Genomic DNA, 21,959 nt, shown 5'->3' on the forward strand with positions numbered 1-21,959 from the left:
GGAATGCTGAACCGCTCTATCTCTTTGTTTTGACGCAATTCCGGACGGAAAACCGTTTCACACTTTTCCTGGAATTGCTTTAGGCAATCGTGCTGCCGGGAAATCGTTTCGATCATGTCAAGCCGCGAGCCGAAGCTGATCCTTGTCTACGAGCCGGAAAAGGCTTGCTTCGATCGGCTGGTCGCCGATAACCACGTGCCGGAGCGTGCCGCCGAAATCGCCTCCTATCTGGCGCAATCGACCGACATCGCTGCTGAATTCGACGCACTTGCCGCCGCTTGCCAGACGCGCGGCCTGTCGTTCGTACCGCTGGCGCTCGACGATGCTGCAAGCGTTCTCGCCGGCGAGGACCCGAAGACCACGCTTGTCTGGACGCTGACCGACGGCATTGCCTATTTCCGCGGCGGCGCCGCACCAGCTCTGGCACGGCTGAATGGGCTGAAGGCGATCGGCGCCGACGATGCGTCGTTCGCGCTCTGTCAGGACAAGTTCCGGTCCGGCGCCGTGCTCGGCGCGCTTGGCCTGCCGGTGCCGCGGGCGGGCCTTGCCCGTGACGGCGCCTGGCTGGTCGCGCCACCGGCCTCGCCCGGCGGCTGGTTCGTCAAGCCGAACCGGCTCGGCGCCAAGATCGGCATCTGGCCGGATTCGCACTGCCACGATCTCGGCCACGCGCTGGAGCTTAGCCGGCGCGTCTTCGCCGCCTATCGCGACGATGTCGTCGTCCAGCCCTATGTCGCCGGCCGCAACGCGCGCGCCAGTTTTCTCGGATTGAGGCCGGATACCGGCGTCGAGGCGCTGGGCATCGCCTTTGTCGATTCGGGCGGCGACTTCCAGACCATGCAGGACAGCCTGGCGCTTTACGGCGATGCCGGCGCAGCGGCGAAAGCTGCGGGAAAATATACCGAGCCGGTGCTGCTGCCGGTCGCCGGCAGCCAGCCTGAAGCCGATGCAAGAATCCGTCGCATCGCCGAACGCCTGATGGTCGGGCTTGGCCTGCGGGATGTGTTTTCCATCGATTTCCGGGTCGAAGCCGACGACAGCGTCCACCTCATCGAGTTCGAGGTCTGCCCCGGCCTGCCCTGCTTCGATTTCCGCGATTACTGTCGCCAGCAATGGGGCTTGAGCCTCGCCGATGCGATGGCGGAGGCAGCGGCGAACCGGCTTCTCGCCTAAATCCCCTCGACCAACACGATTTCGCCCTCGGCCACCTTCTGGCGGATCGCGACGGCGCGCTGGTATTCGGGCGAGTGGTAGCAGTCATGCGCCGCCGCAAGCGACGGAAACTCGATGATCACGTTGCGGTCGCGGCCCGGCCCCTCGGCCTTCTCATGCGCGCCGCCGCGCGCCAGGAACTTGGCGCCGAAGCGGTCGAAGGCCGGTTTGGCAGCTGCGACATAGTCCTTGTAGCCTTCCGCATCGCGTACATCGACGCGAGCGATCCAGTATCCCTTGGGCATGGCTTTTCTCCGGGTTAATTCCTGCCCTCAGGCCGAGCGCATTTCATCGAGGATCGCTTCCGCCGCCGCCCGCCTGTCGGCCGCACCGACGATCGGCCGGCCGACGACGAGGTGGCTGGAGCCGTTGCGGATCGCCTGCGCCGGCGTCACCACGCGTTTCTGGTCGCCATGGTCGCTGCCCTTCGGCCGGATTCCCGGCGTCACGACCGCCAGGTCGGGGCCGACGATGCGGCGCACCGCCTCAGCTTCCTCGGCCGAGCAGACGATGCCGCCCATGCCGGCATGCAGCGCCTGCTCGGAGCGCCTCAGCACCAGTGTATGCGGATCATACTCATAGCCGGCGTCGATCACGTCCTGCTCGTCCATCGAGGTCAGCACGGTGACCCCGAGTAGGCAAAGGTCGCTGCCCCTGGCAGCCTCGACCGCCGCCTTCATCGTCTTCGGATAGGCATGGATCGTCAGCATGCTCATGCCCATCCTGGCGATGTTTTCGACCCCCTTGGCCACGGTGTTGTCGATGTCGAGCAGCTTCATGTCGAGAAAGATCCTGGTGCCGCCGCTGGCCAGCTCGCGGGCGAAGTCGAGCCCGCCGGCAAACGCGAGCTGGTAACCGATCTTGTAGAAGGAGACGATCCCGTCGAGCTCGCGCACCGCTTTCTCGGCTTGCTTCAGCGTCGGCAGGTCGAGGCCGACGATCAGCCTTTCCTGCATCGTGTCGGCATGCGCGGCGTCCGGGATCATGCCTCGATCCGCGTCGACAGCATGCGCGAGGTTTCGATCAGCGTTCGGCATAGGTGCTCCATCGATTGGCGTAGTCTCTCGTCCCTGAACTTGCCCTCGTCGTCGAAGGCGTAGCCGCCCTCCGGCACCGAGCATTCCGGTGTCACCACCTCCATCCGGCAGCGTACCAGAACGGCGCGCAGATGGTTGATGCAGCGTATCCCGCCGAAGGGTCCGTTGGAAGACGAGCAGAGGCCGGCGACCTTGCCGGCAAGTGGCCTGAACGTCCGGCCGCCATCCTTGCGCAGCTGGCTCACCCAGTCGATGCTGTTCTTGAGCAACGGTGGAATGGAGCCGTTATATTCGGGCGTCGCGACCAGCAGCCCGTCATGGGCGGCGATCATCCGGCCGAGCTTGAAAGCATTGTCGGGAATGCCTTCTTCCTTTTCCAAATCCTGGTCGAGGATCGGCAGCGGATAGTCGGCGAGCGAGATGCGGGTCACCTCGGCGCCCTGCATGGCAAGTTCCTTCTGTGCCACGTCGGCGGTCCTGCCGCTATAGGCGCCGCTGCGCACCGAACCGGCGACGACGAGAATTTTCGGGATCACAGCCATGGGTCTGCCTTGTCACCCGATGGGTATAAGACAAGTGCTATTCAAACCCAACGTTTCAATTCATGCGGCCCCGCGTCGGTAGATCCAAAGCTGCGTCGGCGGAATGTTGCGGATGACGAAATGGAAATGCTCGACCGTATAGTCGCCGCGGCCCGGCGGGATCGGCGACAGCGGCCCGTAAGTCAGCTGCACGATCGGCCGGCCCGCCGGGATACGGTCGAGCAGGCTCTCGACATAGGCGATGCGCTGGGCGACAGGGAAATTGAGCAGCGGCACGCCCGATATCACAGAATCGAAGATCAGGTCGCGCTTGTCGCCGAGCGTCGCGTCGAGATTGAAGGCGTCGCCCTCGATGACGTTGACGCCTGGATAAAGCTGGCGCAGATGGCGCACGAAATCAGTGGAATATTCGACCGCGTAGAGATTCTCAGGCTTAATGCCCTGGGCGAGGATGGCGCGTGTGATGACGCCTGTACCGGGTCCGACCTCGAGCACCGGCAGGCCGGATGTCGGATCGACGATCGAGGCCATCTTGCCAGCGGTGATGGAACTGGTCGGGACGATCGAACCGACCGCCTTCGGCTTGTCGATCCAGCCCTTGAAGAACTTCAGCTCGTCGTCGAACTTTTCCGCCAGCGTCTTTCGCAGTCCGGGACTACGCGTCATTGAAAGTCCTCCTCAACGCTCCCTCGCATGCTACTTAGCAGTTACGAGGTGCAAGACAAGGCGAATCCCCGGATAAGGTGTTGATGACGCTCGGGAAGCGTTTTCCAGGGATCAGCTTCAGTGCTCGCCGAACGTTTCGAAAAAGTCTTTCATGCGGGCGAAAAATCCGCTCGACTGAGGCGAATTGTCCTTTGAGGAAAGCTGCTCGAATTCCTCCAGCAATTCGCGCTGACGGCGCGAAAGGTTCTGCGGCGTCTCAACCACGGTCTGGATGTAGAGGTCGCCGATATTGGGCTGGCGCAGCACAGGCATGCCCTTGCCCTTGAGGCGGAACTGGCGACCGTTCTGGGTGCCTTCCGGCACCTTCACCTTCGTCTGGGTACCGTCCAGTGTCGTCACCTCGAACGAGCCGCCAAGCGCTGCCGTCGTCATCGAGATCGGCACCTTGCAATAAAGATCGGCCCCGTCGCGCTGGAAGAATTCGTGCGGCTTGACCGCGAGGAAGATGTAGAGATCGCCCGACGGGCCGCCGCGCAGGCCGGCCTCGCCCTCATTGGCCAGCCGGATGCGGGTACCATCCTCGATGCCGGCAGGGATGTTTACCGACAGCGAGCGCTCCTCGGTGACACGGCCCTGGCCGGCGCATTTCGGGCACGGATCCTTGATGGTCTGGCCGCGCCCCTGGCATTGCGGGCAGGTGCGCTCGATCGAGAAGAAGCCTTGCGTGGCGCGCACCTTGCCGTGGCCGTTGCACATCGAGCAGGTGACGGGCTGGGTGCCAGGCTTGGCGCCGCTGCCCGAGCATTCCGAGCAGGAAATCGAGGCTGGCACCCGAATCTGCGCGGTCTTGCCGGAAAATGCCTCTTCCAGCGTAATTTCCATATTGTAGCGCAGGTCGGCGCCGCGCTCGCGGCCGCCGGACGAGCGGCGCTGGCGCCCGCCCATCATGTCGCCGAAAATGTCTTCGAAAATGTCGGCGAAGCCGCCGGCGCCAAAGCCTTGCGCCCCGCCATTCATGCCGCCGTGCTCGAAGGCGGCGTGGCCGAAGCGATCATAGGCGGCGCGCTTCTGCGGGTCCTTCAGTGTCTCGTAGGCTTCGTTGATTTCCTTGAACTTGTGCTCGCAGGCATGGTCGCCTGGGTTGCGGTCGGGATGGAACTGCATGGCGAGCTTGCGAAAAGCGCTCTTGAGCTCCTTCTCGTCGGCGCCCTTTTGCACGCCTAGCGTTTCGTAAAAATCAGCTTTCATGTTTTCCCGCAGTCCGGATAGTCAACGTCTTGAAGCATCGTTGCGTCGTTTGCCGGCACGCTGTTCCGATTTAGGTGTGATGGAGGCGCGATGCCAGTGTCTACGAGGCTTTGTCCGCATTTTTTCGGGCAGCGCAGCGTTTTTCCGGCAAAGGGTTGCAAAAAAGCCCGGCTGTGCGCCGGGCTTTTTCCCTTACCTGTACCGTCAGGCGGTTCAGGCCGACTTCTTCTTCTCGTCGTCTTCGTCGATTTCCTCGAAGTCGGCATCGACGACGTCACTGTCCTTGGCGGCATCAGCCTTGGCGTCGGCCTCGGCGGCTTCCTTCTGCGAAGCCTCGTACATGGCCTGGCCGAGCTTCATCGAGACTTCGGCGAGCGTCTGCGTCTTGGCCTCGATCTCGGTCACATCGTCGCCTTCGGCAGCGGTCTTCAGCGCCGCGATCGCATCGGCAATCGCCGTGCGGTCGGCCTCGGAAACCTTCTCGCCGTATTCCTTCAGAGACTTCTCCGAGGAATGCACCAGCGCCTCGGCCTGGTTGCGGGCCTCGACCAGCGCGCGCCGCTTCTTGTCGGCTTCGGCATTGGCCTCGGCGTCCTTGACCATCTTCTCGATGTCGGCGTCCGAAAGGCCGCCGGACGCCTGGATGCGGATCTGGTGCTCCTTGCCGGTGCCCTTGTCCTTGGCCGAGACGTTGACGATGCCGTTGGCGTCGATGTCGAAGGTGACCTCGATCTGCGGCACGCCGCGCGGCGCAGGCGGGATGCCGACCAGATCGAACTGGCCGAGCGCCTTGTTGTCGGCGGCCATTTCACGCTCGCCCTGGAAGACGCGGATGGTCACCGCCGACTGCGAATCCTCGGCCGTGGAGAACACCTGGCTCTTCTTTGTCGGAATCGTCGTGTTGCGTTCGATCAGCCGCGTGAATACGCCGCCCAGCGTCTCGATGCCGAGCGACAACGGCGTCACGTCGAGCAGCAGCACGTCCTTGACGTCGCCCTGCAGCACGCCGGCCTGGATAGCGGCGCCCAACGCGACGACCTCATCCGGGTTGACGCCCTTGTGCGGCTCCTTGCCGAAGAACTGCTTCACGATCTCCTGGATCTTGGGCATACGGGTCATGCCGCCGACCAGGACGACTTCGTCGATTTCGCCGGCCTTCAGGCCGGCATCCTTGAGCGCCGCCTTGCAAGGATCGATCGTGCGCTGGACGAGATCCTCGACCAGGCTCTCGAACTTCGCCCGCGTCAGCTTCAGCGTCAGGTGCTTGGGGCCGGTGGCATCGGCGGTGATGAAGGGCAGGTTGATTTCGGTCTGCGTGGTGGACGACAGCTCGATCTTGGCCTTTTCAGCCGCTTCCTTGAGGCGCTGAAGGGCGAGCTTGTCGTTCCGCAGGTCGATGCCCTGTTCCTTCTTGAACTCGGCCGCCAGATATTCGACCAGACGCATGTCGAAATCCTCGCCGCCGAGGAAGGTGTCGCCATTGGTCGACTTCACCTCGAACACGCCGTCGCCGATTTCGAGCACCGAAATATCGAACGTGCCGCCGCCAAGGTCATAGACGGCAATCGTCTTGCCTTCCTTCTTGTCCAGTCCATAGGCAAGTGCTGCCGCCGTCGGCTCGTTGATGATGCGCAGCACTTCGAGGCCGGCGATCTTGCCGGCATCCTTGGTCGCCTGGCGCTGGGCGTCGTTGAAATAGGCCGGAACGGTGATGACTGCCTTCTCGACCTTCTCGCCGAGATAGGCCTCCGCCGTTTCCTTCATCTTCTGCAGGATCATCGCCGAGATCTGGCTAGGCGACTGCTTCTTGCCGCCGGCCTCGACCCAGGCGTCGCCATTGTCGCCCTTGACGATCTTGTAGGGGACAAGCTTCTTGTCCTTCTCCGTCACCGGATCGTCGTAGCGGCGGCCGATCAGGCGCTTGACCGCGAAAATGGTGTTCTCAGGATTGGTAACCGCCTGGCGCTTGGCCGGCTGGCCGACGAGGCGCTCGCCGTCGCTGTTGATGGCGACGATGGAAGGGGTCGTGCGGGCGCCTTCCGCATTCTCGATCACCTTGGATTCCTTGCCGTCCATGATGGCGACACAGGAGTTGGTTGTTCCCAGATCGATACCGATTACTTTTGCCATTTCTCTAATCTCTCCGCTAAGCAGGCTCTCAGGACCCGTACAGGCGTTCCGACGAAAGCCCCTGTTCACAAGAAATTCCGCTCCGGCAACCGGCATTCGGCGCTGGACGGCTTGGCGCGTATATAAGAACAGGCTGCGTGGCGCGCAAGCATTCTGCGCAAGGCGTTCACCATTCATCGCGGTTGATCGGATTCGGGACCGGCAGGCCCGTATTTTCGGCGGTGATCCAGCCGGGCCGGCCCCCGGCCCATGAACCTTTCCGCCTCGCCCCGCGACTGATGCTCAGGTGCCGCGTGGTGCGGCCCCGGAAAGGAAAGCCCCATGACCACAGATCCAGAGGCTCCATGGTCTCCGGGAACAGCAGGAACTCAGCGCGACCATCGCCTTCGGGACCGGGTCGATGCGCTGGGCTTTTCGCCGGTTCCGTTGACCCTGCGCGGACCCAGGCGTATCGTGACGTTGAGGAAAGCAGACAATTCGATCAGGGATGAACGTGCCGGAACGCCGCGCCTTGCCCTGATTTGCGCGCCGGGACCGGATGTTTCTCCCATGACCTGTGGGGGGAGATCCATGTCTTGCGACCACGGCGCGTTCGTGCGCTCTCGTGCCGGCCGTTTGCGCCGCGCCATCGAGGCTGCCAGCGGATTGTCGATCCTGGCGCTCGCCGCTGGGCTCTGGCTCGGTGGCTCGGCCCAGGCTCAGGAAACCCGGATCATCTATCCCGGCTCGATGGCAATGACCGGATTTTCCGGCACCATCATCCCCAATTTCGAGGAAGGCCTGCCGCCAGGCGTCGATCCCGTCGACGAAACCTTCATCGACACGGCGCGCGCGACCTTGCGCATCTTCGACGTCTCAAGGCTGGGCGGGCCGGCGTCTGGCCAATTGGTCTTCACCCCGCCACCGTTCGAGGTCACAGCCGGGCAAATCGGCCAGGTGTTCGGCATCACCTACGACGACGGCGTGCGCGACGGCGTCCCATCGGCCATTCCAAACCTCTATGCCGGCGCCACGTCGCTGCACGGCATCCGCATAGTCACGCCAGACGGCGACGCCGACGGCCGGCCGGAGCGGCAGCGCCGCGGCACGGCTGACGCTGTCTTCATGGACGGCCAGTTCGGCACCGAAAACGGCGGCGGCCCCGGAACGATCTGGAAGATCGACGGCGTTACCGGCGCCGTCTCGAAATTCGCCGATATCGACACCAATAGCGGTCCCGGCATCGGCGACGTCACTTTTGACAATATCCACCGCCAGTTCTTCGCCAGCGATCTCGACACCGGCCTCATCCACCGCATCGACGCCAATGGCGCGCTGTTCGACACGTTCGACCACGGCATAGCCGGCCGCCCGGCGCACGGGCTTGCCGCCCTTGCCGACGACGGCTCGGTGATTGACATCCAGGGTGCTGCCTTCGACAGCGAGGACCCCGACAGCTGGGGCTACACGCAGGACGAGCGCCGCGTCTGGTCGGTCGCCTATCGTGGCGACCGGCTCTATTATTCGGTCGGTGATAAGGCGGAGATCTGGTCGGTAGGCGTTGCCGGCGACGGCAGTTTCGCCGGCGACCCGCGCTGGGAACTGACGGTCAAGGCCGACAAGGATTACGCGGTCACCGACATCGCCTTCGACAACGAAGGCTTCATGTACCTGGCCCAGCGCGGCCCGGTGGAGAACCGCTACGACTACAGCCAGTTCGCCGATTCCGGCAAGGGTCAGGTCATCCGCTACTGGCGCGAAAATCCGGACGATCCGGCGACGGAATCGGCCTGGGTGGAAGTGCCGCAGGAATATGCGGTCGGCTTCCCGCAAGACAACCGACAGTCGGCCGGCGGCCTCGACCTGCAATATGGCTACGATGCCGAAGGCAATCTCGATACCGGCGTCTGCACCGACACGCTGGTCGATACCGGCGACAAGTTGCGCGACAACCCGGAGCTTGCCGAACAACTCGCAGCCGGCGGGCCACTCGCCGTGCACGGCGTGCAAATCACGCCGACGGCACTGGTCAAGCCGGCCAACATGCCGCCTTTTGGCTCGTGGTTCGTCGACTTCGACAATTATTTCGAAGACCCGGAAGTCGAAGGCCATGTCGGCGACGTCGAGGTCTGGCGCCCCTGCGAAGGCCGTGCCGGCTATTACGAGCAGGTGCCGGGCGGCTATCTGCCACCGTTCTATCCGCCGGACTTTCCGCCCCCCGGCAATCTGCCTCCTTGCCTTGATGTCGAGGATGTCAGGTATTTCTGCACGCCCTCCGGCCTCGAGGCCGATCTCTATCTCCATGACCATGCCGGCTTTGGCGGCGATTCGATCAAGGCTCTGTCCAGGACGCCTGGCGTTGGGGTGACTTCACCTCTGTCGCATGCGCCCGGCGCGCCATACACGATCGGCATCACCGGCCATTACCCTGGCGATACGGTCGATGTCGGGCTCTGCTTCTACAGGCAGTCCGATAGCGACAAGGGTGGCTACTATCCTTGCTGCAAGATGACCTTGCCGCTCAGAACCCCAGCCGTCAGCTGCGAACCGTGAGGAGGGGAAGATGAGCAATCTCGCATTTTTCCCGCCTGCGACAAGCAGCCAGTCAACCGGCAAACAATCATTCGTCATGGAGACCATCGTGAAACCCCTGTCACTCGCCAGGCGCGGTGTGCGCTGGCTGATGGCGGCCGGTATCGCGGTCGCCATGCTGAGTCCGCTGCAAGGCTTCGCTGAAGACCTTGCTCCGGCCAAGACCAAGCCTGCCGATGCGGGCATCTACACTGCCGTTCCAGATCCCAGGCTCGATTTCGACAATCCTCGCATCGTCAATCCGGAGCCGGGCCGGATCGTGCCCTTCTTCACCAAGAAAGGCACCCAGAGAGGCTGCGACTATGTCGTATACTCGCTGAGCTTTGGCTTGCGCGGCAATCCGCAGGGTTTTGCCAGCCCGGACCTCGCCGCCATGCTGAAAAAGGTCAGGCTCGATTTCAGGGACCAGCTCCCGCACGGCCTGCGCATCGTCGGCGTGCATGTGACCGGCGACGGCACCAATGCGTCCGGCGGACCGCTGCCCGCTGCTGCGATCAGCAGTTCGGCTACACCGGACGATACCGCGACGGTACCCGATTTCCGGATTTCCGCCAGCGATCTCGACGGCATCGGCGCTGCGAACGAGCGCGTCGTCACGTTCCAGATCACCGCCAAGATTGACCATGCGGCGTTTCCGTCGCCGACGACCGTTCACAACCAGGGCGTGGTCAAGGTCAGCCGCGAACGCGGCGCCGGCATCGAAATCCTGTCGCAGGATCCGGGCAAGCCGGACGACGGCAATTATCTCACGGGTGCAAAGGCGTCGATCAAGATCGACGTCACCAGGTGCAACCCGCCGCCTCCACCTCCCGGCAAGGAATGCTTCAAGGTGGAGCGCGGCACGGTCGATTGCGTGCCCGGCGGCGGCGCCTTCATCTACCACATGCCGGTCGGCCCGGAGATGGCTGGCAAATGGGTGCAGCTTTCGACGACGACACCCGGCATCACCATCATTCCCGACACGCAATTGGTGCCGGCCGGCGGCGGTGTGCTCAATTGGAAGATCGTCGGCGCTTCACCCGGCGACGTCATCCACATCATCGTCACCGGTATCGAAACCTATGCCGGCCCGAGGGAGGGCTGGGACCTGTGCTGTACGCAAACTGTCGATATCGTCATCCCGCGTGATCAGCGCTGCCCACCGAAGGACAAGGAACCGGATCTGAAAGTCGAAAAGCGCGCCGACGTGCAACGTTGCACGATGGGCGGCGGCTGCGACTTCACCATCAGGGTCACCAATGTCGGCGATGCACCCTACCACGGCAAGATCGTGCTCAACGAAGTCACCCTGCCGGCCGGCTCCACCCTCGATTCAGGGCCGAACCCGCCTTGGGTCTGCGCGCCTGGAACCACCCCGATGATTTGCACTCATCCGGTGACCACGCTCAATCCGGGTGCCTCTGTCGACCTCAAGCTTGGCTTCAAGCCGGCCGCAGGCTGGCGAGGCAGCGTCTTGCGCAACTGCGCCACTTACAATTACGGCGCCAGCGGCAAGCCGCTTTTCGGCAGCCAGCAAAACGATCGCGGCTGTGCTTCGATCCCGGTCTGCCGGCGTGGCGATCGTGGCCGCGACTGCCGGCCGCCGGTGGAGAAGAAGGTCGACCTGATCCTGAAGAAGCGCGCCCGCACCGAATTCTGTTCGGCCGATGGCGTCTGCACCTTCGTGGTCGACATAATCAACAATGGCAGCGTCCCCTATAATGGGCCGCTGACGGTCGTCGATACCTATCCGGGCGGCGCGCCGGCATCCTCGACCTTCGGCCCGACGCCGCCATGGACATGCGGACCGAACGGCCCCGGCCAGTTCCGCTGCGACAATGCCGGCATCGTGCTGTTGCCTGGCGCCTCGACGCCGATCTTCGTCAGGGCGGTGATGCCGGCCAACTACCGGCCCGACAGTGTCGAGAACTGCGCCGAGGTGAAGGCTATTCCCGGTGAGAACGACATCACCAACAACAGGGCCTGCGCCAAGGAACGCATCCGTCATCCGAATGGCGGCCAGCCGGCCCTGCGCATCACCAAGGTGTGCAATGGTTCGCTGGCCGGTGCTGCGGTCGTTTCCTGCCGCATTACCGTCATCAGCCTCGGCACCACTGCCCCGACCGGTCCGGTACGGGTCAACGATGCCGCGACGCTGATAGCCAGCGGAGCGCCGGTCCAGATCCAGACCGTCACCCCAGACGGCGCGGAATGGACTTGCGGACCGGTTCCGGCCAATGCGCTGTCGTGCCAGATTCCCGGCGCCGTCATGACGCCTGGAACCAGCCGCCATTTCGACGTGACGGTTGCCGCGAACGGCGAATTCGAGAACTGCGCACGCGGCTCCTACGGCCCGGCTCCGGGAGACGACATCGTCTATCCGATCGGCCAGGCCTGCGCCAAGGGCAGCGGCGCCTCGACCATCCGCGTCGAGAAGACCGGTGATGCCGAGTGCAAGCCCGGCCAGCCCTGCTCGTTCGAGATCACCATCACGAACGATGGCGCGAGCGCCTTCTCCGGTCCGGTTCGCCTCGGCGATGCGATCGGCGTCGAAGGCCTCGGCCGGCTGGAAGGCGTTGCGATCACCTCGATCGATCCGCCCTTCGGCTGCTCGCCGGAGCCGGCAATCTTGCCTCTGTCCTGCATCGCCCAACTGACGCTCGGCGCCGGGGAAAGCCACGTGCACACGGTGACCGTGATCATTCCGGACGATGGCCGTCTGGCCAATCTGCAGGGCACTGTCAACGGCCAGAACTGTGTCGGCGTGCTGTCCCAGAACACGCCGGTGCAAGGCGGTGGCGACGTGCTGTCCCGCGGTGCGGCCGACGTGCAGGGTGATCGCGGCAAGGCCTATGCCTGCCATCCCTTCACCATCAGGAATGAGGTGAAGAAGGAATGCTCGCAAGGCTTCGTCATGAACGACGCCGGCAACTGCGTCTGCCCGCCCGGCACGACCTTCCGCAATGGCCAATGCTCGTCCGGGGGCGGCACGGTCATCGTGCCGAAGCCAAAACCTTGCGTTCTGCTCAAAGGCCAGATCCGTACCGAAGACGGACGCTGCGTCTGTCCGCGCGGAACCGAGCTGGAGAACGGCGCTTGCGTGGGCAGCAAGCCGCAGCCCGAGCAGTGCACCATCCGTGGCCAGATCCACGACGCTGCCGGCGATTGCGTCTGCCCGCGGGGCACCGAAGTCAAAGGCAATGCCTGCCGGCCAATCCAGCCGAAACCCGAGCAGTGCACCATTCGGGGCCAGATCCATAACGCCGCAGGCGATTGCGTCTGCCCGCGGGGCACGGAAGTCAGGGGCAATGTCTGCCGGCCAATCCAGCCGAAACCCGAGCAGTGCACCATTCGGGGCCAGATCCATAACGCCGCTGGCGATTGCGTCTGCCCGCGGGGTACGGAAGTCAGGGGCAATGTCTGCCGGCCAATCCAGCCGAAGCCGGAGCAGTGCACCATCCGCGGCCAGATCCACGACGCCGGAGGCGATTGCGTCTGCCCAAAAGGCACGGAAGTGCAAGGCAATGCCTGCAGGCGCAAGAAGCCTGTTGTGGTGGAGTGCTCGATACCTGGTCAGATCCACAACAAGCGTGGCGTCTGCGTCTGCCCGCGTGGGACAGAGCTGCGCGACGGCGCCTGCCGCAAACCGCGGCTGGAGTGCGCACCGGGCGCGCGGCCGATTAATGGCCAGTGCCAGCCGATCCGCAAACCGAGCCTGCTGCTGAATCCAGATGTTCTTCAGCAGCTGCCAAGGCGCAAGCCGCAGCTCGAGCAATAGGATCGCACGCGAACTTCAAAACGGTGATCATTCGATCAAGAAAACCCCGCCGGAGCGATCCGGCGGGTTTTTCTTTGGCTGGCAGATGAAAGAGCAGCGAAAACCTGAAGCCGTGGCATCAGCGGAAGGACAAACCGGCTTCCACTTTCCGGACTCGACTCATGGTCTAGGCAGGCGATACAGAGGGGCCGTAAACCGAGGCGTTCGGGAAGACCGCGTCATGAGCAAAAAAACCCTGATCGCGCCATCGGTGCTGGCTTCCGATTTCTCGAAGCTCGGCGACGAGGTCGAGGCGGTGGCGGCCGCCGGCGCCGACTGGATCCATCTCGACGTCATGGACGGGCATTTCGTCCCCAACATCACCTTCGGGCCGCCGGTGATCAAGGCGATCCGCAACCGCACCAAGGCCTTCTTCGACTGCCATCTGATGATCGCCCCGGCTGACCCCTATCTGGCCGCCTTCGCCGAGGCCGGCTGCGACGGCATCACGGTGCACGCCGAAGCCGGGCCGCATCTCGACCGCTCGCTGCAGACGATCAAAAACCTGGGCAAGAAGGCCGGTGTGTCGCTCAACCCGGCGACACCGGAGACGATGATCGAATACGTGCTCGACCGGCTCGATCTGATCCTGATCATGACGGTCAATCCGGGCTTCGGCGGTCAGGCCTTCATTCCGGCGGTCGTAGACAAGGTGAAGCGGGTGAAGGCGCTGATCGGTGACAGGCCGATCCGGATCGAGATCGACGGCGGCATTTCGCCGGAAACTGCGCCCCTGGTCACCGCCGCCGGCGCCAGCGTGCTGGTCGCCGGTGCGGCCATTTTCAAGGGCGGCAGCGTCGCAGCCTATCGGGCAAACATCGAGGCAATCAGGGCAGCGGCGGACAAGGCGGCCGGCTGACCGCCGCCGTTCGGCCGGAGACAGCCGCTCGGGGGGACTTTTGAGCAACCATCTGTTCGATGCTTTCCGTGCCCGGATGCCCACGCCCGGACGCCTTTTGATGGAGGCAGAGGACGGGCGGTCGATCAGCTATGGCGAAATGCTGGCGCGCTCCGCTCAACTGGCACATGTGCTGTCGCAGCTGGGCGTCGAAGCCGGCGACCGCGTCGCCGTTCAGGTCGAGAAGAGCCCGGAGGCCATTTTCCTCTATCTCGCCTGTCTGCGTGCCGGCGCGATCTTCCTGCCGCTCAACACCGCCTATACGCTGACCGAGCTCGACTATTTCTTCAGGGATGCCGAGCCACGACTGATCGTCTGCGACCCGGCGCGAGTGACCGAGATCGGCGCTTTGGCGCAGGCCTCGGGCGCTGCGATCGCGACACTCGGCAACAAGGGCGAGGGTTCGTTGACCGATCGCGCCTCTGAGGCGGCCATGGACTTCCACGACGTGGCGCGCGGACCGGACGACCTTGCTGCGATCCTCTACACATCCGGCACCACCGGCCGTTCGAAAGGCGCCATGCTCAGCCACGAAAACCTCGCCTCGAATGCGCGGGTGCTGGTCGACCTCTGGCGCTTCACTGCCGCAGACGTGCTGATTCACGCGCTGCCGGTTTTCCACACGCATGGCCTTTTCGTCGCCACCAATGTCGTCCTGATGGCCGGCGCCTCGATGCTGTTCGAAACCAAATTCGACCCAGCCCGCATCGTCTCGCTGCTGCCGCGCGCCACCGTGCTGATGGGCGTGCCGACATTCTACGTCCGCCTGCTGCAGCAGGACGGTTTGAACCGGCAAGCGGCGAAAAACATCCGCCTGTTCATTTCCGGCTCGGCGCCGCTTTTGGCCGAGACGCACAGAGCCTGGCGAGAGCGCACCGGCCACGCCATCCTCGAGCGCTACGGCATGACCGAGACCAACATGAACACGTCGAATCCTTATGATGGCGAGCGGCGTGCCGGCACGGTCGGGTTTCCCCTGCCCGGCGTCTCCCTGCGCATCACCGACCCCGAGAGCGGCGAAACACTTGCCAAGGGCGATGTCGGCATGATCGAGGTGAGGGGTCCCAATGTCTTTTGCGGCTACTGGCGCATGCCGGAAAAGACCAAAGCGGAGTTCCGTGACGACGGTTTCTTCATCACCGGCGATCTCGGACTGATCGATGCCGACGGCTATGTCCACATCGTCGGCCGCGGCAAGGACCTGATCATTTCCGGCGGCTACAATATCTATCCAAAGGAAGTCGAGAGCGAGATCGACGCGCTGCCTGGCGTCGCCGAAAGCGCTGTCATCGGCGTTGCCCATCCGGATTTCGGCGAAGGCGTCACCGCTGTCGTGGTGAGGGCGCCGGGCTCGACCATCAGCGCCGCGGGGATCGTCGAGGCCATCGCCGGGCACCTCGCCAGGTACAAGCATCCGAAACGGGTGATCTTCGTCGACGAACTGCCGCGCAACACGATGGGCAAGGTGCAGAAGAACCTGCTGCGCGAAGCCTACAAGGACCTCTATACGTCCAAAGCCGGCTAACCCTAACGAGCAGGGCTGCCTGCAAAAACCCTGGCACCATCGATCCAGACGCTTTTAATGTCCAGATCGTCCGACAGCGAAACGATGTTGGCCGCGGTACCGTTGGCGAAGCGCCCGAGCCGGTGCGACTGGCCGATCGCCTGCGCCGGATAGAGCGAGGCCATGCGCAAGGTTTCGTCGAGGTCGAGGCCGACGACGCGGTGCATGAAGCGCACTGCGGAAATCATGTCGAGGTCCGCGCCCGCCAACGTGCCGTCGGCAAGTGTCAGCATGCCATCCTTGCGGTGGATGGTGCGGCCGTTCAGCGTGAACGAGGTCATGTCGGTGCCGATCGTCGCCATGGCATCGGTAACGAGCAGGATCTTGCCCGGCCCCTGCTTGGCGCGCAAGGCGATGGCCATGGTGGCCGGATCGACATGGATACCGTCGGCGATGATGCCGGCATAGAATGTGCCTGTATCGATTGCGGCGCCCGCCAGCCCCGGCTCGCGATTGCCGATCTGGCTCATCGCATTGAACAGATGGGTGACCACCGTTGCGCCGGCCTCGGCTAAGGCGCGAGCCGTGGCATAGCCGGTATCGGAATGGCCGATGCTGACGACAATGCCGGCCTTGCTAAGCGCCGACACCTGGCTGGCCTCGACGGATTCGGGCGCCACCGTCGTCAGCAGCACGGGCAGGTCTTTCCGTGCGGCGATCAGCATCGTCTGGTCGGAGTCTAGCATCGGCCGGATCAAAGCCGGGTCATGTGCGCCCTTGCGGGCGATCGACAGATGCGGCCCTTCGAGGTGCAGGCCCAGGAACCCCGACACCTTCCTCCGTGCCGCTTCGGCTCCGGCCGCAACCGCCGCGGCGGTGATCTCGGACGTGTCGGTGATCAGCGTCGGCAACAGCGCCGCCGTGCCGAAGGGTGCGTGCGCCCGGCAGATGGTCTCGATCGAGGCGACGTCCGGATGGTCGTTGAGCATGACGCCGCCGCCGCCATTGACCTGCAGATCGACGAAGCCAGGCGCCAGCATGCCGCCACCGGTCTCGATACGCGCAACATCGGATGGAATGGCACCGGCGGCAACAATGGCCTCGACGAGGCCGTCGCGCACGACAAGCGCCGCATTGTCGTGCCAGTCGTCGCCATCGAAAATCCGGGCGCCAGTCAGGGCAAAACGGTCGCTCATAGGGTTTCCGTTACCTTGCGCAGATTGGGCGGCGTGTCGGGGTCGAGGCCGCGATGGCGGGCAAAAGCCTCGACGAAACCATAGAACGACACGATCAGCGTCAGCGGGTCGGTCAGCGGATGACCGGTTGCGACATGCGGCAGGCGCTGAGCGCTCTTTGCCTTGTTCGACGTCACAAAGACGGCAGCGCCCTTGCCGGCCAGGCTGTCGGCGGCATCGGCCACCGATGGCTCGGACGCATCGCGAGCAGCCAGCGCCAGCACCGGGAAACCGGGACCGACCAGCGCCAGCGGGCCGTGCATGACCTCGGCGGCACTATAGGCTTCCGCATGCATGGCGCAGGTTTCCTTGAATTTCAGCGCCGCCTCGTTGGCGATCGCCGCCGACGGGCCGCGACCGAGAATGAACAGCGACTTTTGCGTCTCCAGCGCCCCGGCCAGCGCCATCCAGTCGCAGGCGATCGCCTTGCGAAAATGCTCCGGCAAGCGCGCGAGCGCCACCAGAAGTTTGTCGTCGCCGGTGCAATGCGCCATCAAGGCGAGTCCTGCGACGGCTGAATTGACGAAGGTCTTCGTCGCCGCGACGCTGCGCTCCGGTCCGGCCAGGATGTCGATCGCGTAGTCCGAAGCCCGCGCCAGCGGCGAATCGGCGGTGTTGGTGATGGCGACGGTCAGCGAACCGCCGGTCCTCGCCGCTTGCGCCATTGCAACGATGTCCGGGCTCTTGCCGGACTGCGAGATCGCCAGGCAGGCCGAGCCGCCCAGCTTCAGCTTGGCGCCATAGATCGAGGCGATCGACGGGCCGACCGATGCAACCGCCAGCCCGGCGGTCAACTCCACGGCATATTTCATGAAGGTCGCGGCATGGTCGGACGAGCCGCGCGCCACGGTGACGACGAAATTCGGGTCGCGCTCGCGAATGCCGCGTCCAGCTTCCGTCAGCACCGCGGCCGAGCCATCGAGCAGACGGGCGGTGGCCTCCGGGATCTCCTCGATCTCGCGCCGCATGTGGGTCGTTGTCGCGGTCATGGCCGGCCCTCTTCGCCCGGCCCGCTCAGCCGGAGTTCGGCGACAAAATCATAGGCGTCGCCCCTGTAGATGGAGCGGGTAAACTCGATCACCTTGCCGCTCGCCAGATAGGAGATACGCTCGATGTGCAGGCCGGCAATGCCCGGCGGTACTTCCAGCAGATGTGCGTCGCCATCGCCGAGGTTGGTGGCGGAAATGCGCTGCACCGCCCGCACCGGCCTGTTGCCGGTCTTTTCCAACGCCGCGTAGAGCGACGAACCAATCGCCGTCGGATCGGGCAGCACGCTTGTCGATAGCGAGGCGCGCTCGATCGCCAGCGGCGTGTCGTTGGCGATACGAAGGCGCGCCACGCGCGCAACCAATTCGTTCGATGCCAGGCCGAGCACCATCATCTCGTCGGGCGACGGCGGATAGAGGCCGCGGTCGAGCCAAGCCGAACGCACCGCCATGCCGCGCCGTGCCATGTCCTCGGTAAACGAGGTCAGCATCGACAGCGACTGCTCGACGCGCTCCATACGTGGCGCAACGAAGGTACCGGAACCATGGCGCTGGACGAGGATGCCGCCCTTGACCAGGTCCTGCACCGCCTTGCGCACGGTGACGCGCGAAATGTCGGCCTTGCTAGCGATGTCGCGCTCGGAAGGCAGCGCATCGCCAGGTCCGATCAGCCCGCGTTTGACCGCATCCTCGATACTCTTCCTGAGCTGCAGATAGAGCGGCGCGCCACTCTGCGACGATTGTTTCAGCGCCGCGAATATCTGGTCGGCGGCCTCACTCATCGAGCTGCCTCCGCCGTGTTTGCGAAAATCCGAGCCGCCATCTGAACCGCGCCGCCCAGCGCGTCGTCGAGCGGCGGTTTCAGCAGCGCCCGGTAGCGGGCCGACAGGCGCGGCGCGTAAAGCGGCGCCAACCCGCCGAGCAGGCAGAGCGGATCGCCGCCGCCCAGGTCGAGCACGCCAAGCGCTGCTTCGACATCGGCGACCGCCTTGTCGAGGATCCAGATAGCGACGACGTCGCCTTTTTCGGCATGTTCGAACACCTTGGGCGCGAAGCCGCCGAAATCGCCGGGCTTGGCGTTGGTGGTGAATTCGACCAGATCCTCGGGATTGTTACGGAAGATGGCGAGCATGGTCTCCGTCAGCGGCGATCCCTGGCGGATGCCGTCATAGGCGAGCAGCGTCTGCTCGAGCAGGTCGCGGCCGATACGGGCGCCGCTGCCCTGGTCGCCGACCTGGAACCCCCAGCCGCCGATGGCGCGCGACTTGCCTTGTTTGCGTGCCATATAGGCGGTGCCCGTGCCGAGTATGGCCATGGCGCCGTCGCCGGAGCCAACCGCGCCTTCCAGCGCGATCTCGGCGTCGGTCTCGACACGGCTGATGCGAAACGGCAGGATCGCTTCGAGCTGCTGCCGGTAGGTGCCGACATTGGCGCCGGCAAGACCGAGAACGGCCGGAGTTTGCGGGATCAGTGCGGGATCCTTGCCCGCGGCGACAAAGGCCTGCTGCGCTGCGTCGACGATGTTCGTCCTGGCGCCGGTGAGATCGGTTCGGATGTTGGCGGCACCGCTTTTGGCGCGGCCGAGGACGATGCCGTCGGCCGTTGCAAGGGCCGCCCTGCAGCTGGTGCCGCCGCCATCGATGCCGAGCACGAATTTCACGCGATTTCTCCTCCGGGCGGATAATACCAATAAAATACCAATAGCCAAGGATTAATTTCCAGTTTCAAAAAAGTTAAGGCTTAGTTTGTTGGAAAATCAGCCAATTTCGTTCGCAAGCCTGCACCGCCGCAAGGATTTCATTAATGCGTGTGGACAAGTGGTATTTTTTTGGTATGGTTTTCTCGATTGGAGGAAAGCGGATGGCCGAAACGCGCACCGAAGCGCTTCACCAGAATGCCGAGGGACTGGATATCCAGGCCCCGGAAGCCATCCTTTCCTCTTTGGCCAACGCACAGATCGAGGCCGCCAAGGCCGTGCACGGCGCCATTCCCGCTATTGCCGCGGCAGCCGAAATCATCGCAAGCAGACTGAAAAGCGGCGGCAAGCTCGCCTATGCGGCTGCCGGCAGTTCGGGCCTGATGGCACTGGCCGATGCGCTTGAGCTGCCGGGCACTTTCGGCATCCAACGCGACCGCATCGCCATCCTGATCGCCGGCGGCGACGAGGCCTTCAAGACACTGGCCGGCGGGCCGGAGGACGACACCGAGGAAGCTTCGGCAGCAGTTGCCGCCGCCCGCATCGGCAAGGGCGACTGCCTGATCGCCGTCTCGGCCAGCGGCTCGACACCTTATGCAGTCAGGGCGATCGAGGACGCCAGGCGCCGCGGTGCGGCGACCATTGCCATCGCCAGCAACAGGGATGCGCCGCTGTTGCGGCTGGCCGACATCGCCATCCTGCTCGAAACGCCACCAGAGCTGATTGCCGGCTCAACGCGCATGGGCGCAGGCACCGCCCAGAAGATCGCGCTCAACATGCTGTCGACGCTCGCCGCCATCCATCTCGGCCATGTCCTTGACGGCTACATGGTCAACCTCATGGCCGACAACATCAAGCTGCGCGACCGCGCCGCACGCATCGTCGCCGCTGTCAGCGGGCGCGACAAGGACGAGGCGGCGCGCCTGCTCGAAAGGAGCGGCGGCGTCGTCAAGACCGCTATTCTGCTCGCCGCCGGCGCCGCCAGCGCCGATGCAGCCGAGAAGATATTGGAAGGGACTGGCCACAAGCTGCGGCCGGCCCTTTCCGCGATCGAGGGGAGCAAGGGGCGCAATGCCTCTGTTCTCATCAAAACCGAACCTGAAAAAGGTCAACAGGGAGACTGAGCATGACAACGAAGCTACTGACGGCACTTCTTCTCGGCACCAGCATTCTCGGCTCCGCCGGGGTGGCTTATGCCGACGACGTAACGCTCAACATCGAAAGCTGGCGCGGCGACGACCTTGCCATCTGGAAGGACAAGCTGATCCCGGCCTTCGAAGCCAAGAACCCGGGCATCAAGGTGGTGTTCGCGCCGTCGGCGCCGACCGAATATGACGCCGCCCTCGGCGCCAAGCTCGCCGCCGGCTCGGCCGGCGACCTGATCACCTGCCGCCCGTTCGACAAGTCGCTGGAACTCTTCAAGAAGGGCAACCTCGCCGACATCTCGACCCTGCCCGGCATGGAGAACTTCTCCGACGTCGCCAAGGCCGCCTGGCAGACCGACGACGGCAAGTCGAGTTTCTGCGTGCCGATGGCCTCCGTCATCCATGGCTTCATCTACAACAAGGACGCCTTCGACAAGCTCGGCATCAAGGTGCCGGAGACGCGCGACGAATTCTTCGCCGCGCTCGACAAGATTAAGGCCGACGGCACTTACATCCCGATGGCGATGGGCACCAAGGACCTCTGGGAAGCGGCGACCATGGGCTACCAGAACATCGGCCCCAACTACTGGAAGGGCGAGGAAGGCCGCCTGGCGCTGATCAAGGGCGAGCAGAAGCTGACCGATCCGCAGTGGGTCGAGCCCTTCAAGGAACTGGCCAAGTGGAAGGACTACCTCGGCGACGGCTTCGAGGCGCAGACCTATCCGGACAGCCAGAACCTGTTCACGCTCGGTCGCGCCGCCATCTACCCGGCCGGCTCGTGGGAGATCGGCCTGTTCAACACGCAGGCGCAGTTCAAGATGGGCGCCTTCCCGCCGCCGGTGCAGAAGGCCGGCGACACCTGCTACATCTCCGACCACACCGACATCGGCATGGGCCTCAATGCGGCCTCGAAGAACGCGGATGCGGCCAAGACCTTCCTGTCCTGGGTGGCCTCGCCGGATTTCGCCACCATCTACGCCAACGCGCTGCCGGGCTTCTTCAGCCTGAACAACACCCCGGTGAAGATGGAAGACCCGCTGGCCCAGGAATTCGTCTCCTGGCGCGGCAAGTGCAAGTCGACGATCCGCTCGACCTACCAGATCCTGTCGCGCGGCACGCCGAACCTCGAAAACGAGACGTGGGTTGAATCGGCCAACGTCATCAACGGCACCGACACGCCGGAAGCTGCCGCCAAGAAGCTGCAGGACGGCCTCGACAGCTGGTACAAGCCGGCCAAGTAAAGCGCGGCGAAGCGTTGTCTCCCCCCTCGAGGGGGAGATGTCGCCGAAGGCG

17 protein-coding genes are annotated in these 21,959 nt (G+C 64.2%); 7 read left to right on the forward strand and 10 right to left on the reverse strand.

The window, feature by feature from the left end; translation table 11 throughout:
- Positions 1–114: 114 nt before the first annotated feature.
- The gene (locus NKI41_RS16840; RefSeq protein ID WP_352684077.1) at positions 115–1,173 is read left to right on the forward strand and encodes a D-alanine--D-alanine ligase family protein; all 1,059 of its coding nucleotides are present in this window, start codon (positions 115–117) and stop codon (positions 1,171–1,173) included.
- Here the strand turns inward: NKI41_RS16840 and NKI41_RS16845 are convergent.
- From NKI41_RS16845 to dnaK, 6 genes are all read right to left on the reverse strand, one after another.
- The gene (locus NKI41_RS16845; protein WP_023679856.1) at positions 1,170–1,457 is read right to left on the reverse strand and encodes a DUF1330 domain-containing protein; all 288 of its coding nucleotides are present in this window, start codon (positions 1,455–1,457) and stop codon (positions 1,170–1,172) included. The genes NKI41_RS16840 and NKI41_RS16845 overlap by 4 nt on opposite strands.
- A 27-nt stretch (positions 1,458–1,484) precedes the next feature.
- Positions 1,485–2,198 carry an orotidine-5'-phosphate decarboxylase gene (gene pyrF / locus NKI41_RS16850; protein WP_352684079.1) on the reverse strand — a complete coding sequence of 238 codons (714 nt, stop codon included), beginning with the start codon at positions 2,196–2,198 and terminating at the stop codon, positions 1,485–1,487.
- Positions 2,195–2,791 carry an NADPH-dependent FMN reductase gene (locus tag NKI41_RS16855; protein WP_352472807.1) on the reverse strand — a complete coding sequence of 199 codons (597 nt, stop codon included), beginning with the start codon at positions 2,789–2,791 and terminating at the stop codon, positions 2,195–2,197. The genes pyrF and NKI41_RS16855 overlap by 4 nt, the downstream gene beginning before the upstream one ends.
- Before the next feature lie 60 nt (positions 2,792–2,851).
- Entirely contained in the window at positions 2,852–3,457 is a 606-nt protein-coding gene (gene pmtA / locus NKI41_RS16860) for a phospholipid N-methyltransferase PmtA (RefSeq protein WP_023679853.1), read from the reverse strand.
- Positions 3,458–3,574: 117 nt separating this feature from the next.
- Positions 3,575–4,705, reverse strand: coding sequence for a molecular chaperone DnaJ (gene dnaJ, locus NKI41_RS16865; protein ID WP_023679852.1), 1,131 nt, complete (start codon positions 4,703–4,705; stop codon positions 3,575–3,577).
- A gap of 213 nt (positions 4,706–4,918) precedes the next feature.
- Positions 4,919–6,835 carry a molecular chaperone DnaK gene (gene dnaK, locus NKI41_RS16870; protein ID WP_023679851.1) on the reverse strand — a complete coding sequence of 639 codons (1,917 nt, stop codon included), beginning with the start codon at positions 6,833–6,835 and terminating at the stop codon, positions 4,919–4,921.
- Between the two features lie 570 nt (positions 6,836–7,405).
- Here dnaK and NKI41_RS16875 point away from each other — a divergent pair.
- The 4 genes from NKI41_RS16875 (at position 7,406) to NKI41_RS16890 (ending at position 15,625) form a co-directional block, all read left to right on the forward strand.
- The gene (locus NKI41_RS16875; RefSeq protein WP_352684082.1) at positions 7,406–9,367 is read left to right on the forward strand and encodes a hypothetical protein; all 1,962 of its coding nucleotides are present in this window, start codon (positions 7,406–7,408) and stop codon (positions 9,365–9,367) included.
- A 10-nt stretch (positions 9,368–9,377) separates the two neighbouring features.
- The gene (locus NKI41_RS16880) at positions 9,378–13,163 is read left to right on the forward strand and encodes a DUF7929 domain-containing protein (RefSeq protein ID WP_352684084.1); all 3,786 of its coding nucleotides are present in this window, start codon (positions 9,378–9,380) and stop codon (positions 13,161–13,163) included.
- Between the two features lie 220 nt (positions 13,164–13,383).
- Positions 13,384–14,061, forward strand: a complete 678-nt coding sequence (rpe, locus tag NKI41_RS16885; RefSeq protein WP_352684086.1) for a ribulose-phosphate 3-epimerase — start codon at positions 13,384–13,386, stop codon at positions 14,059–14,061.
- 40 nt (positions 14,062–14,101) lie between these two features.
- The gene (locus NKI41_RS16890) at positions 14,102–15,625 is read left to right on the forward strand and encodes a malonate--CoA ligase (protein ID WP_352684088.1); all 1,524 of its coding nucleotides are present in this window, start codon (positions 14,102–14,104) and stop codon (positions 15,623–15,625) included.
- A 2-nt stretch (positions 15,626–15,627) separates the two neighbouring features.
- Here NKI41_RS16890 and nagA read toward each other — a convergent pair whose 3' ends face one another.
- From nagA to NKI41_RS16910, 4 genes are read right to left on the reverse strand one after another with little or no spacing between them, the layout of a single operon-like run.
- Entirely contained in the window at positions 15,628–16,800 is a 1,173-nt protein-coding gene (nagA, locus tag NKI41_RS16895; protein ID WP_352684090.1) for an N-acetylglucosamine-6-phosphate deacetylase, read from the reverse strand.
- Positions 16,797–17,828, reverse strand: a complete 1,032-nt coding sequence (locus tag NKI41_RS16900) for an SIS domain-containing protein (RefSeq protein ID WP_352472801.1) — start codon at positions 17,826–17,828, stop codon at positions 16,797–16,799. The genes nagA and NKI41_RS16900 overlap by 4 nt, the downstream gene beginning before the upstream one ends.
- Positions 17,825–18,607, reverse strand: a complete 783-nt coding sequence (locus tag NKI41_RS16905) for a GntR family transcriptional regulator (RefSeq protein ID WP_352684093.1) — start codon at positions 18,605–18,607, stop codon at positions 17,825–17,827. The genes NKI41_RS16900 and NKI41_RS16905 overlap by 4 nt, the downstream gene beginning before the upstream one ends.
- On the reverse strand, positions 18,604–19,485 hold the full coding sequence (locus tag NKI41_RS16910) for a glucosamine kinase nucleotide-binding domain-containing protein (RefSeq protein WP_352472799.1): 882 nt from the start codon (positions 19,483–19,485) through the stop codon (positions 18,604–18,606). The genes NKI41_RS16905 and NKI41_RS16910 overlap by 4 nt, the downstream gene beginning before the upstream one ends.
- Before the next feature lie 200 nt (positions 19,486–19,685).
- On the opposite strand from NKI41_RS16910, the gene NKI41_RS16915 reads away from it, so the two are divergent.
- Both NKI41_RS16915 and NKI41_RS16920 read left to right on the forward strand, forming a co-directional pair.
- Positions 19,686–20,645 (forward strand): N-acetylmuramic acid 6-phosphate etherase, encoded by a 960-nt coding sequence (locus NKI41_RS16915; protein ID WP_352684095.1) that lies wholly within the window; start codon positions 19,686–19,688, stop codon positions 20,643–20,645.
- A gap of 2 nt (positions 20,646–20,647) precedes the next feature.
- Positions 20,648–21,907 (forward strand): ABC transporter substrate-binding protein, encoded by a 1,260-nt coding sequence (locus NKI41_RS16920; RefSeq protein ID WP_352449606.1) that lies wholly within the window; start codon positions 20,648–20,650, stop codon positions 21,905–21,907.
- Positions 21,908–21,959: the final 52 nt, after the last annotated feature.

It is taken from the genome of Mesorhizobium sp. M0601 (assembly GCF_040320845.1).
Lineage (GTDB): Bacteria > Pseudomonadota > Alphaproteobacteria > Rhizobiales > Rhizobiaceae > Mesorhizobium.